Source organism: Natrialba taiwanensis DSM 12281 (assembly GCF_000337595.1).
In the GTDB taxonomy this organism is placed as follows: Archaea; Halobacteriota; Halobacteria; order Halobacteriales; family Natrialbaceae; genus Natrialba; species Natrialba taiwanensis.
The window spans coordinates 59,889-73,228 of sequence record NZ_AOIL01000048.1; the positions used below are offsets into that span (position 1 = coordinate 59,889).

General features: G+C 63.5%; 11 protein-coding genes. 5 read left to right on the forward strand and 6 right to left on the reverse strand.

Features of this window, described 5'->3' with window-relative positions; genetic code table 11:
- Positions 1-52: 52 nt before the first annotated feature.
- A complete protein-coding gene (locus C484_RS12405; protein ID WP_006826273.1) occupies positions 53-2,239 on the forward strand; it encodes an elongation factor EF-2 in 2,187 nt (728 codons plus the stop codon).
- Positions 2,240-2,454: 215 nt separating this feature from the next.
- Here the strand turns inward: C484_RS12405 and C484_RS12410 are convergent, their stop codons facing one another.
- From C484_RS12410 to serS, 3 genes are all read right to left on the reverse strand, one after another.
- Positions 2,455-2,796 carry a HalOD1 output domain-containing protein gene (locus C484_RS12410; protein ID WP_006826274.1) on the reverse strand — a complete coding sequence of 114 codons (342 nt, stop codon included), beginning with the start codon at positions 2,794-2,796 and terminating at the stop codon, positions 2,455-2,457.
- Complete coding sequence (locus C484_RS12415) at positions 2,793-3,728, reverse strand: DUF7344 domain-containing protein (RefSeq protein WP_006826275.1); 936 nt, start codon at positions 3,726-3,728, stop codon at positions 2,793-2,795. The genes C484_RS12410 and C484_RS12415 overlap by 4 nt, the downstream gene beginning before the upstream one ends.
- A 261-nt stretch (positions 3,729-3,989) precedes the next feature.
- Positions 3,990-5,369 (reverse strand): serine--tRNA ligase, encoded by a 1,380-nt coding sequence (gene serS, locus C484_RS12420; protein WP_006826276.1) that lies wholly within the window; start codon positions 5,367-5,369, stop codon positions 3,990-3,992.
- A gap of 118 nt (positions 5,370-5,487) precedes the next feature.
- Here serS and C484_RS12425 point away from each other — a divergent pair, with 118 nt between their 5' ends.
- A complete protein-coding gene (locus C484_RS12425) occupies positions 5,488-6,696 on the forward strand; it encodes a potassium channel family protein (RefSeq protein ID WP_006826277.1) in 1,209 nt (402 codons plus the stop codon).
- A gap of 158 nt (positions 6,697-6,854) precedes the next feature.
- On the opposite strand, the gene C484_RS12430 is transcribed toward C484_RS12425, so the two are convergent.
- On the reverse strand, positions 6,855-7,319 hold the full coding sequence (locus C484_RS12430) for a fluoride efflux transporter FluC (RefSeq protein ID WP_006826278.1): 465 nt from the start codon (positions 7,317-7,319) through the stop codon (positions 6,855-6,857).
- Positions 7,316-7,735, reverse strand: a complete 420-nt coding sequence (locus C484_RS12435; protein WP_006826279.1) for a CrcB family protein — start codon at positions 7,733-7,735, stop codon at positions 7,316-7,318. Before C484_RS12435 ends, C484_RS12430 begins: the two co-directional genes overlap by 4 nt.
- Positions 7,736-7,972: 237 nt before the next feature.
- Here C484_RS12435 and C484_RS12440 point away from each other — a divergent pair, with 237 nt between their 5' ends.
- From C484_RS12440 to C484_RS12455, 3 genes are all read left to right on the forward strand, one after another.
- A complete protein-coding gene (locus C484_RS12440) occupies positions 7,973-8,884 on the forward strand; it encodes a cation diffusion facilitator family transporter (RefSeq protein ID WP_006826280.1) in 912 nt (303 codons plus the stop codon).
- 53 nt (positions 8,885-8,937) lie between these two features.
- Positions 8,938-9,858, forward strand: a complete 921-nt coding sequence (locus C484_RS12445) for an MBL fold metallo-hydrolase (protein ID WP_006826281.1) — start codon at positions 8,938-8,940, stop codon at positions 9,856-9,858.
- 262 nt (positions 9,859-10,120) lie between these two features.
- Positions 10,121-12,163, forward strand: coding sequence for an AMP-dependent synthetase/ligase (locus C484_RS12455; protein ID WP_006826282.1), 2,043 nt, complete (start codon positions 10,121-10,123; stop codon positions 12,161-12,163).
- Between the two features lie 57 nt (positions 12,164-12,220).
- On the opposite strand, the gene C484_RS12460 is transcribed toward C484_RS12455, so the two are convergent.
- Positions 12,221-13,303 (reverse strand): phosphotransferase family protein, encoded by a 1,083-nt coding sequence (locus C484_RS12460; RefSeq protein WP_006826283.1) that lies wholly within the window; start codon positions 13,301-13,303, stop codon positions 12,221-12,223.
- Positions 13,304-13,340 lie beyond the last annotated feature (37 nt).

The following is a 13,340-nucleotide window of genomic DNA, read 5'->3' on the forward strand; positions in this document are numbered from 1 at the left end:
GCCGCCGACGAAACACTACCCTTTTGACCCCGCTACCGGTATTGGGGGGTATATGGGCCGACGTAAGAAAATCGTTCAAGAGTGTGAACGGTTGATGGACGACCCGGAGAACATCCGGAACATCGCCATCGCCGCTCACGTCGACCACGGAAAAACGACGCTTACCGACAACCTGCTGGCTGGTGCGGGCATGATCTCCGACGAGACTGCCGGCGAGCAGCTTGCGATGGACACCGAGGAAGACGAGCAGGAACGCGGAATCACCATCGACGCGGCGAACGTTTCGATGACCCACGAGTACGAGGACACCAACCACCTCATCAACCTCATCGACACGCCCGGCCACGTCGACTTCGGTGGCGACGTGACTCGCGCGATGCGTGCGGTCGACGGTGCGCTCGTCGTCGTCGACGCCGTCGAAGGGGCCATGCCCCAGACCGAGACCGTCCTGCGACAGGCACTCCGCGAGGGCGTCAAGCCGACCCTGTTCATCAACAAGGTCGACCGCCTGATCTCCGAACTGCAGGAGGGTCCCGAGGAGATGCAACAGCGTCTGCTCTCGGTCATCAGCGACGTCAACGAACTCATCCGCGGCATGACCGAGGACATGGACGACGTCGACGACTGGACCGTCTCCGTCGAAGACGGCACTGTCGGCTTCGGATCCGCCCTGTACAAGTGGGGCGTCTCCATGCCGTCGATGCAGCGAACCGGCATGGACTTCGGCGAGATTATGGAACTCGAGCGCGCGGACAAGCGCCAGGAACTTCACGAGCGAACGCCGCTGTCGGACGTCGTGCTCGACATGGTCTGTGAGCACTTCCCGAACCCCATCAACGCCCAGCCCCGTCGTATCCCGCGCATCTGGCGCGGCGACGCCGACTCGGATCTCGCTGAGGGCATGCGCCTCGTCGACGAAACGGGAGACGTCGTCCTGATGGTCACCGACATCGGGATCGACCCCCACGCCGGCGAGATTGCCGCGGGCCGCGTCTTCTCCGGCACGCTCGAGAAGGGTCAGGAGCTGTACGTCTCCGGTACCGCCGGAAAGAACCGCGTCCAGAGCGTCGGCATCTACATGGGTGGCGAGCGCGAGGAAGTCGACCGCGTCCCGGCGGGGAACATCGCCGCCGTCACCGGTCTCAAGGACGCCATCGCCGGTTCGACCGTCTCGAGCGTCGACATGACGCCGTTCGAATCGATCGAACACATCTCCGAGCCGGTCATTACGAAATCCGTCGAGGCCCAGAACATGGACGACCTGCCGAAGCTCATCGAGACGCTGCGACAGGTCTCCAAAGAGGACCCGACGATTCAGATCACCATCAACGAGGATACCGGCGAACACCTCATCTCCGGCCAGGGTGAACTCCACCTCGAAGTCATCACCCAGCGCATCGAGAAGAACCAGGGCATTCCCGTCAACACCGGCGAACCGATCGTCGTCTACCGCGAGCAGCCCCAGCAGGCAAGCGCCGAAGTCGAGGGCATCTCGCCGAACCGCCACAACCGCTTTTACATCTCTATCGAACCGATGACGAACGAACTCGTCGAGACGATCCAACTCGGCGAGGCTTCGATGGACATGCCCGAGCAGGAACGCCGCGAGGCCCTGCAGGACGCCGGCATGGACAAGGATACGTCCCAGAACGTCGAGCACATCCACGGGACGAACATCCTCATCGACGACACGAAGGGTATCCAGCACTTGAACGAGACGATGGAACTCGTCATCGAAGGGCTCGAGGACGCACTCGATAACGGCCCGCTCGCCAACGAGCCGGTTCAGGGGACGCTGATCCGCCTGCACGACGCCCGACTCCACGAGGACACCATCCACCGCGGCCCGGCACAGGTTATCCCGGCAACCCGCGAGGCCGTCCACAAGTCGCTGATCGACGGGCAGATCAAGATGCTCGAACCGATGCAGGACGTTCGTATCGACGTGCCTAACGACCACATGGGTGCCGCCTCGGGCGAAATCCAGGGCCGTCGCGGCCGCGTCGACGACATGTACCAGGAAGGCGATCTGATGGTCGTCGAGGGTATCGCCCCCGTCGGCGAGATGATCGGCTTCGCCAGCGACATTCGCTCCGCAACCGAAGGCCGCGCCTCCTGGAACACGGAAAACGCCGGCTTCGAAGTCATGGCCGACTCGCTCCAGCGCGAGAAGATCATGGAGATCCGCGAGCGCAAGGGCATGAAGCTCGAACTCCCACCGGCCATCGACTACATCTAAGCGCCTTTCTTTTCGACCGACGCCGTCGGTCTTTCTTGCTGTCTTCTGTCTCCGAACGGTCGAGTCACACAGACACACAGCAACAGCGGAGCCGCCACACCATGTTCCGGTCGCCCGACCGGCGACCACTATCTTCGCAACTCACGAGTTCCGCCGGGCTGGTCGACCACCGAAAACGAGAGACAATCGCCGAACGCAGAGCCGCGATAGCCCGGTTAGACGTCCGTGTCCTCGTTCGCTCCGTCTCCGTCTCCGTTTCCGTCTCTCACCCGCCGCACGTGAACCCCCTCGCGGGTCACCGTCACATCGCAACCGCTGTACGGAAACGAAAACTCGGCCTCGACCGCCGCACTCGTCTTCTCGTACGTCTCGTCGATCTGCGTCGGGTCGATAACCGTATACAGCGGCTCGAGTTCAAGGACCGGCGTGTTCGTCAGTGCGGCGACGGCCCGAACGATCGTCTCGCTCGGGGGTTGGTCATCAGTGAACTCGTGGGTCGATTGAACGGTTGCTGGCGGCGGTTCGTCGTCACCGCCGGATCGTGAAGTGTCGGTCATGGTTCGAATGGAAGTTCGCCCGTGAAGTGGTCGCTCTGATAATCGAGGTGGTCGAGACGTGGTCCGAGCAGTTCCCGGACGAGGACGACGAGCGGATTGGTTGCCCCCTCGCCGATCATTGCGGTTTCGGTGGGTTTGATTCCCGTCTGGTCCCCGTTTTTCGTGTTGTGCGTGGTTGCAGTTTCGATTTCAGTCTTGGATCCGGTCTCCGTGTCAGTTGTCGCTGCGCCATCGGACGGTGGCTCTTCTTGCAGCGAGAGCAACACCTTCTCACGGTCTGCCACGATGAGACGATTGAGGCGTGGATACCGCGATAGCTTGTTCATCCAGTCTAGCTGTGGCTCCCAGATGGTCGTTTCCGGAACGTTATTCCGGAAGAACCGCCTGACATCGGGATTCTGCGACCGGGCATAAAAGTTCACCCCGCGCTCGATCGCCCGCGTCGTGTGCGGAAGACAGCCCTCATCGAGCAGGCCGGCGGACGTATAGATGATGAAGAGTTCATCGTCGGCTTTGTCCGCCAGTTCGCGGCTGTAGTCGTCGATCGCCGCCTGGGTCTCGAGTATGCCGATCGTGTCGGGGCCACGCTTGCCGCCGAATCGCGAGAGGAACTCGTCGAGGAGAGTGAACTCGAGCCATTCGGGGTCGATGATGGCGTGGTCTCGGGTGGTAACGACGTTCGCCTCGGGGTCGTATGCGACGAGTTCAGCGTCGGCGAGGCGGGGTAAGCGGGCGTGGTGCAGGGAGAGGCGCGTGGAGTCGAGACGGCAGTCGTAGGTTGTTGCGTCGACGACGGCTGCGTCGCGAGAAACGAGTCGGTCGGCGAGCGATGCGACGGAGAGCGGTCGGGATGCGTCGTCGAGAATCGTCAGAATCGCATGGTTGTCCGGGTTGGCGACCAGTCGGATGACTCGTTCCTCGTATGACGCCATAGCCATGCGTTCGGTTGTCTCGCAGTTAAACGTGACCGGTCGTTCGATGTTGGAGTCAACGCTCCGATTGGTATTGGAAACTCGTTCAAGAGACGGTGGTGTTTTCCGCTGTTAGTTCGTTCCGGCGGTTCGTTTGGGTGTCGCGAGTGATGCTGTGGGTGTGGTTATGAGTGTGGTTGTGGGTGTGAGTGTGGGTGTGGATACGCGTTAGGAGTTCCAGCGGCATCGGTTCGAGCGGTTCCGATCGCCGTCAGCGAGCCGTTACTCTCGCTCGCCGGCACCGAGTGCGCTCTCGCCGACTTTCTCGTGGCCTTCGATGCGTTCTTGGCCGCCCATGTAGGGACGCAGCGCCTCGGGGACCGTGACGGTGCCGTCTTCGTTCTGGTAGTATTCGAGAATGGCCACCATCACGCGGGGAATAGCGACGCCGGAGGCGTTCAGGGTGTGGAGGTACTCGGCCGACTCGTGGCGCTCCGGGCGGTAGCGAAGGCCGGCGCGGCGGGCCTGGAAGTCCTCGAAGTTCGAGGCGGTTGAGACTTCGAGCCAGCGACCACCTTCGTCGGGGCCGTCGTCCATGTCGTCCGCGGGGGCCCAGACCTCGAGATCGATCTGCTTGGTCGCCTTGAACCCGAGGTCGCCGGTACAGAGTTCGAGCACGCGGTAGGGGAGGTCGAGGCGTCGAAGGACTTCCTCGGCTTCGCCGAGGAGGGTTTCGAGCCGGTCGTAGCTCTCCGCGGGTTCGACGAAGTTGACGAGTTCGACTTTGTTGAACTGGTGGACGCGGACGATACCGCGGGTTTCGGTGCCGTGTTCGCCGGCTTCGCGCCGGAAGTTCGGCGTGTAGGCCTGGTGTTTGAGCGGGAGGTCGTCCGTGAGGAGGATGTCGTCGGCGTACATGTTGGTGACGGGGACCTCGGCGGTGGGGCAGAGCCAGAGATCGTCGTCCTCGTAGGGTTCGTCGTTGCGGCCGCCGAGCCGGTAGGCGTCGTCGGCGAACTTGGGGAGTTGGCCGGTGCCGCGCATCGACTCGCTGGTGATCGGGACCGGCGGGACGATGTCGACGTAGCCCTGTTCGCGGTGGACGTCGAGCATGAACTGGATAAGCGCGTGTTCCAACCGTGCGCCGTCGCCCTTGAGGAAGTAAAAGCCGGAGCCGGTGGTCTTCGCGCCGCGTTCCTCGTCGATGATGTCCATGTCCTCGCCGAGGTCGTAGTGGGGAACGACATCGCCGGGAACCGCACGGAGGTCGTCGAAGCCCCAGCGTCGGTCCTCGACGTTGTCCGACTCGTCGTCGCCGATCGGGACGCTCTCGTGGGGGAGCTGCGGGATTTCGAGCAATCGCTCGTCGAGTTCGTCGCGCAACTCTGTGGCTTCGGCCTCGACAGCCTCGATCTCGGCTTTGAGTTCCTTGGATTCCTCGATGGCGGCTTCTCGCTCCTCGTCTTTGCCGTCCGCGACGAGTTCGCCGATGCGGTCGGTGATTTCGTTGCGTTCGTGGCGGAGTTTGTCGCCGCGGGCTTTGAGTTCGCGCCACCGTTCGTCGAGGTCGATGAGGCTGTCGAGGTCGATGTCATCGCCTCGGTGGTCGAGCGCCTCGCGAACGGTCTCGGGCTGTTCGCGAAGAAGGGTTCGATCGATCATTGCCCGTGGCTTCTGTGTGGCCGTCCAAAACCGTATCGGAAGGCGGCGTGCGATTCCGTGATAGCTGTGACGGGACCGGCGGGAAACGTTTTTTTCGACGCGGCGGGTTTGTCGACGTATGGACCCGTTCGAGGGGGAGACCGCGGCGGTGTCGGTCGAGTACGAGCCCCGTAGCGTCAAGGATATCCTGGTCGAGATGAAGGATACGGCGGAGCTGTTGATCGATCTCTCGTACTCGGCCGTCTTGCACCGCAATGACGACCTCGCGCGGGAAGTGCTGCGCTTAGAAGAGCGCATGGACGTCCTCGAACTGCAGGCGCGGATGAGCCTCATGATGGCGGTTCGAAATCCTGACGATGCGGAGCAACTGGCTCCCGTTCTGGGGATCGTCGCCGCGGCGGGCGACATCAGCGACGCCGCGGGTGACATCGCGAAGATCATCCTGGAGGAAGTCGGGTTGCCGGAAGCGATGCGGGCGGCACTTCCCGAAGCGACCGAGACGCTCGTTCGGGGCGTCGTCTCGCCGGACTCCGCGTTCGCCGACCGCACGCTGATGGACATCGATCTGGAGTCCGAGACCGGCGTCCGAGTGATCGCCCTTCGGCGCGGCAACGAGTGGTTGCTCAATCCCGGCCCGAACACGACGGTCGCGAGCGACGACGTTGCGCTCCTTCGCGGCCCGGATACGTCGATCGAATCGGTCTACGAGACGCTCACCGGCACGCCCTACGAATCCCCCGCAGTCGACGTTCCGGACATCGACGACCTCGAACGGGCGGTCGACACCATCGTCCACATGAAGAACCTCTCCGAACTCGCCGTCGATCTGGCTTACAGCAGCGTGCTGTTCGACAGCGAGGCCCTCGCCGAGGAGGTCCGCAATCTGGAGGTCGAAGTCGACGCGATGGAGTCTCGGTTCGAAGCCTGGACGCTTCGAGCGGCCGCCGACGCCGACGACCCGGTCGTCCTTCGAGGACTCATCCAACTCGGCAACAGCACGGAGGTAATCAGCGACGCTGCGGTCGACATTAGCGAGGGCGTCCTCCGCGATCTCGATGTTCACCCGGTCGTCCAGATGGCCGTCGAGGAGAGCGACGAGATCATCACCCGCGTCCCGGTCGAGTCAGAGAGCACCCTCGACGGCGCGACCGTCGTCAGCGGCGTCCCCGACACCGATTCGACCATGTCGGTGATCGCAATCCGCCGCCCCGACGAGGGCTGGTTGCTCGTCGGCGACTCTGACGCGACGCTGCGGGCCGGCGACGTGTTGATTTCGAAGGGGACCCGAACGGCCGCGGCGGCGTTCGACGACCTGTCTCAGGCGTGAGCCGATCGGGCGAGCTGATAGTTTCAGCCGTGTTGTAACGAACTTCCGGCAAGTCGAAACGACGATCGACGAGGCAAACGAGAACCAGTCGCGGCAGGTCGATGCAATCGGACTGGAAATTTCGACGCTTGCAGACTCGGAACGGCCGTAGACCACGGCTAAACGGGTCCCAGCGCGGTGACGAGCCACGCGAGACCGATTCCCGCGAGTGCGAGGCCGAGATTCGCACCGGCATTGCCGACCGCGAGCAGCCGATCGCCGCGTTCGTACAACTGTACCGTTTCGACCGAGAACGACGAAAAGGTCGTGAACGCCCCGCAGAGACCGGTTCCGAGTAACTGCAGGACCGACTCGGTCGCACCCGCAAACATCGCAAGCGCGAAGGCAAAACTGCCCACGACGTTCACCAGCAGCGTCGGCCAGGGGAATCGGTCGCTCGAGAGCCGTTGATACACGCCGTAGCGCAACACCGCACCGATCGCACCGCCGGTTCCCACGATGTGTGCAGGTTCGGGATCGAACGCGACCGCTGCGATACTGACTTCCGGGACGGATACCGACGCGAACGGTCCGCCGATCGCCGTCCAGAGTTCAGCAAGTGACGCCACGGCGGTCGCGCTCATACCGTCTCACCGCCGGTTGTCGCGGCGGCCGGATCGCCGAGTCGGCGGGCGAGTTCACGGCCGGCGAGGACGCCGGTAAAGCCGAGGCCGTAGTTGCCCAGGACGATGGCGACGAGCAGGAGGGGGGTGGACGCGAGTGCGGACTGGATGGCGAACGTGCTGTAGGTTGTCAGCGAAGAAAGGAAGCCGGTCGTGAAGACGACTCTCGATTTGCGTGCGACGAGGCCGGTGTATTGGGCTTCGTAGACGAGAAATCCGAGCACGAAACTGCCGATGACGTTGACGAGCAGGACAGACTGGACGTCGGAGAGCAGGCCCATCGCGAAGTACCGGAGATTCGCGCCGGCGAAGCCGCCGACGGTGATCAGTGCGAGCGTTTCGAGTCGAACGAGGGGGTGGGGCTGGGATGCTGCCATGGCTGCGTAGTGGCAGGGACCGTCAGCCGGCGATCGGTGCCAGCGGTTGGGTCGGGCGGGCCCCATCGCCCGAAGGGGACGGTTACCGCGTTTAAACCGTGTCGTGATTCGAACCGTCGTTGCTAGGCGGTCGTTTGCACAGATTGATGAGCGTTATGACCTGCGAACGTGTCGTCACATCCTGACGGGGGCGGTCGGAAGGAAAAGACCCAAGGTTAGACTGGCTCTAAACCAACCATGGACAGTGTCGAGGACGAGCGACGCGGGTTCCGACGGGCATCGTGGGTCAACGTCCTCGGCAACGTCGCGAAAATCGCAGTCGAAGGGGCTGCGGGACTCGTCTTCGGGAGCGTCGCCCTGCTCGCCGACGCGGCACACTCGATCGCGGATCTCATCGCCAGCGTCGTCGTCTACATCTGGGGACAGAGTTCGTACGACGAACCCGACGACACCCACCCCCACGGACACGACCGGATCGAACCGCTGACGGCGCTGTTCGTCGGTGCCGTCATCGCACTCCTCGGATTGAACCTGCTCTATCGTTCCGTCGAGGGACTGCTCACCGAGGTCGACGTCACCTTCAGCCCGCTGTTGCTCGGCTCGCTCGGCTTCGCGATCGTCGATATGTACCTCGTCTACCGGTACACGGTCGCGGTCAACGCAGAACTCGACTCGCCCGCCCTCTCGGCGCTGGCGGCGGACTGTCTCAACGACATCTACACGTCGCTGGCCGCCGTCGTCGGCATCATCGGCGTCGCGTTCGGCCAGCCCCAACTCGACCCCATCGCAGGCGGACTCGTCAGCCTGCTGGTCGTCTACCAGGGCGTCGAAATCGGTCGCGAAAACGTCGACTACCTCGTCGGTGCCGCCCCGACGCCCGAGAAGCGAACGGCCGTGCTCGACGTGCTCCGATCCCACCCCGACGTGCAGGGCATCCACGATCTGACCGTCTTCTACGACGGTCCCGTCCTCGAAGTCGAAGTCCACGTCGAGGTCGACGGCGAACTCCCCTTCCGGCGCGCCCACGACATCGAATCTGAACTCGTCGATCAGCTCCGCGGACTCGAGGATGTCGGCGACGCGCACGTCCACCTCGACCCGTCCGGCATCGGCGAGTGGAAGGACCAGCCGGACGAACTCGAACGGTAATGCCGGAGTGCTGGGACACGAGCTTTTATCCCGTCCGCCGACGGGCTTCCGGTATGGACATCGGTGACGTTCGCGAGGTGACCGCCGGCGACTGTTCGGACCTGTACTACCTCGATACCGGCATGTACGAGACGGGCGGCTACGGAGCCGTCTATATTCTAAACGATGATCGGCCGGCCATCATCGAAACCGGCATCGGCACCAACCACGACCTGATCCTCGACGCGCTCGCCGAACTCGACATCGATCCCGCCGATGTCGAGGTCGTCACGATGACGCACATCCACCTCGATCACGCAGGCGGCGCTGGCTTTCTCGCGGAGGCCTGCCCGAACGCCGACATCTGTATCCCCGCCGCCGGCGCGAGCCTGCTCGCCGACCCCGGCAAACTGGTCGCCGGCACGAAAAACGCCGTCGGCGACCAGTGGCAGTTCTACGTCGAGCCGAAACCCATTCCGGAGGACCGAATCGTCGACCTCGAGGACGGCGACGCGATCGACCTCGGCGACCACGAACTCCGCGTTCACGCCGCGCCCGGCCACGCGTTCCACCAGGTGGTCTTCGAAGACCCCGCGAACGACGCCGTCTTCACCGGCGACGCCGCCGGCATCTGGATTCCCGATCGCGAGGAAATCGTCGAAACCTCCCCGCCCTCCGATTTCGACCTCGAGCAGTGTCTCGAAGACGTTGAACTGCTCGCCGAGATCGACCCCGACGTCCTCCTCTATACGCACTTCGGCCCCCGATACGTCGGCGACGACGCCGAACGCGCACTCGAAAACTATGCGACCGTCCTCACCGAGTGGGTCTCCGCAGTCGAGGCCGCGCGCGCTGAACTCGACGCCGACGAGGACGTGATGGCCCACTTCGCGTCCGCGACCGAGAAGGGCGAGGCCTGGAACGAGCAGAAAGCAAGCGCCGAGGCGGCGATGAACGTCCGCGGCGTTATCGGCTATCTCGACAACCGAGAGTGATACTGCCGGACAGAACGACATGAAGATCGGTCGCTCCGCTGCGGTCGTCTCTACCGGTGACGGCCGCGAATTCGCAACTGACTTCGCAGTGACTTCTGTCCGACAGTATAAACACCCGGCTGCGCGACGGTTCCATCGCTTCGAGTTCAGTTCCCGAATCCGCTCGTTTCCGGGACGGTCGACGCTCGCACCTGAATAAACGAATCGTCGAGTGAAACCAGTTTCATCACGTTTTATCGCACAGGAACGACTCTGAACGGATATGAACTGGCGGGACACCGAACGCGAGTACGACGACGAGGTGATCGGGACCACGACGCTCGGTCGGCTGTTCGAGAACTCGGCAGAACGGAACAGAGACCGGCCTGCCCAGCGATACAAGGGTGGCATCTACGGTCGTTCGCTCACCGGCACCGACTCGGACGCCGTGCTTCCGCCGGCCGAACCCGATGCCTTCCGGGCGATTTCCTACGCCGAGATGCGTGACATCGTTCGGAATCTCGCCGCCGGCTTTCGCGATCTCGGCGTCGAATCCGGCGACCGGGTCGGTATCTTCAGCAACACTCGCATGGAGTGGGCCCAGACCGATTTCGCGCTGCTCGGGGCCGGCGCGGTCGTCACCACCGTCTACACGAGTTCGTCTCCCGAGCAGGTGTCGTACTTGCTCGACGATCCCGACGCGGACGGCGTCGTCGTCGAGAACCAAGAACTGCTAGAGCGGGTGCTCGCCGTCGAGGACGAACTCGAACTCGAGTTCATCGTGTCGATCGACGAGTTGCCGGGGGCGGCGTACGACGACCGGGACGACGTGCTGACGCTCGCGGAGCTTCACGATCGCGGTGCCGCGGTGTTCGACGCCGAGACCTACCGGGAGTGGGTCGACGAACCCGCGATGGACGATCTGGCGAGTCTGATCTACACGAGCGGGACGACCGGGCAGCCGAAGGGCGTCCGGCTTACCCACGGCAACTTTCGGGCGAACGTCAATCAGATCCGCAAGCGCTTCGCGCCGCGGCCGGACAGAGACGCGGACGTGCCGGTTATCGACGCCGAGAGCCAGGCGATGTCGTATCTGCCGCTGGCGCACGTCTTCGAGCGGACGGCGGGGCACTTCCTGTTGTTCGCAAGCGGTGCCTGTGTCGCCTACGCGGAGAATCCGGATACGCTCCAGGAGGACTTCAGTATCGTTCAGCCGAACACGGCGACCAGCGTCCCGCGGGTCTACGAGAAGATTTACGATACGATCCGCGAACAGGCGAGCGAGTCGCCGGTCAAAAAGCGTCTCTTCGAGTGGGCGACCGATGTCGGCGTCGCGTACCAGCGTGCCGACTCGCCCGGCCCCGTGCTCGCGGCAAAGCAGGCCCTTGCGGACAAACTGGTCTTCTCGACGGTTCGCGAGGCACTGGGCGGCGAAATCGAGAGCCTGATCAGCGGCGGCGGCAGTCTCTCACCCGAACTCTGTCGGCTCTATCACGCGATGGGGCTCCCGATCTTCGAGGGCTACGGCTTGACCGAAACCTCGCCGGTCATCGCAGTCAATCCGCCGGACGACCCGCGGATCGGGACGATCGGTCCGACGCTGACCGACGTCGACATCTCGATCGACGAGAGCGTCGTCGACCAGGACGCCTTCGACGATCCGGGGGCAGTCGGCGAACTCCTCGTCCGCGGACCGAACGTCACCGAAGGCTACTGGAATATGCCCGCAGCGACCGACCGGGCGTTCACCGAGGCTGTGGCCGATGACGCCGCTGAGACTCTATCTCAGCCCGACGGCGGCGCTATACTCGATACTACGGATGACTCGACCGCCGAGCAGTGGTTTCGCACCGGCGATGTCGTCCACTTGCGTGGGGACAACTATATCGAGTTCCGCGACCGCGTGAAACAACTGCTCGTCCTCTCGACCGGCAAGAACGTCGCTCCCGGTCCGCTCGAGGACGCCTTCGCCGCCAGCGAGGTTATTGAGCAGTGCATGGTCGTCGGCGACGGCGAGAAGTTCATCGGCGCGTTACTCGTCCCCAACATCGAGCACATCCGGACGTGGGCGGACGAACAGGGCATCGACCTGCCCGACGATACCGACGCGCTCTGCGATGACGAGCGCGTTCACGAGTACGTCCAACGGGAGGTCGACCGGGCGAACGACGGCTTCGAAAAACACGAGACGATCAAGCAATTTGAACTCGTTCCGGTCGAGTTCACCGAGGAGAACGAGATGTTGACGCCGACGATGAAGAAGAAGCGCCGCGTCATTCTGGACCGCTTCGGGGACCGAGTGGACCGGATCTACGAGGACGCGTGAATCGGCGGTTACGACCGTTCGAGTGCCCGTGTCCGTGCCCGTTCCGGCGTCGTGTTATCAGCTAATACGGTCCCGTACGTCCGCCCTGATTCGGTCCATCACCGCCGTTTCGGTTCCGTCGGGGAACGCCAGATGATGGAAGTCGTTCATGATCCGGATCATCGCTAACGTCTCGTAGAGCGGTTCGGGCGCTGAAACGTTTTCAGCACGGGTGGGCGTGGTCGACCGATACCCGGACAGCATTGCATTGCGGACGAGGGTCCGCCGGTCAGAGACATCGGGCAGTCCTGCGAGAAAGGCCCCGCTGTAGAGGTACGCGGCGAATTCGAAATCGAAGGCCGGCGGTACGGCGAGCGTGTACCCCCAGTCGAGCATCGCGGTAATCTCGCCCGTTTCGGGATCGATGAGGAGGTTGTGGAGTCCGTGATCGTTTCGCCCCAGGACGGGTTCGAACGGCCCGTCGAGTTCATCGATGCCCGTTTCGACCCACCGGCGGAGTTCGGGTGTGAGATCCGAAAACCGGGAGTCTGCGTGCCGGTCGAGTTCACGATCGGCGTAGTTGCGCAGTGCGGTTGGCCACGCTTCTCGCGGGGTACCGATGGTCAGGGTCGCCGGATCTCCGGCAGGCTGGCCGCCGTCGAGTTCGGGGCCGTCGTGGCGGACGTGTCCGAACCGATCGACCGCCGAAACCGCGTGCAGTTCGGCCAGATACTCGCCGGTTTCTCGAGCGAGTCGCCGGAGCGAGGCGTCTTCGAATCGGCACACGCGCTCGTAGGCGACTTCCTCGCCGGGCAGTGCGTGCATGAGATAAAACGGCGACGGCAGGGTGTCGTGATCGTCGACGACGCCGCAGACCGGCGGAACCGGGATCGACGTGTGAGCGTTGAGAACCGCCTGAATCCGAGACTCGGTTGGAATCCCCCACGTCTGCCCGTCGGGAGTGGCTTTCAGGTATCCCTCTCGCGTCGCGTTCCCGTCGGTACCTTCTCCGCCGGAGCCGATGATGCGGTACACGGAACAAAAGCCGCGGTCGACCGCTGTTGCCCGCACGAGTTCTGGTTCCGGCTCCCGTTCGATGGATCGAAGCATCTCTTCGATGGTCGATTCCGACAACTCTTGCGCCGCTGGACCGTCGCCCATACGCGGGATTCCCGAGCTCCCGATAGAACTGTTTCGG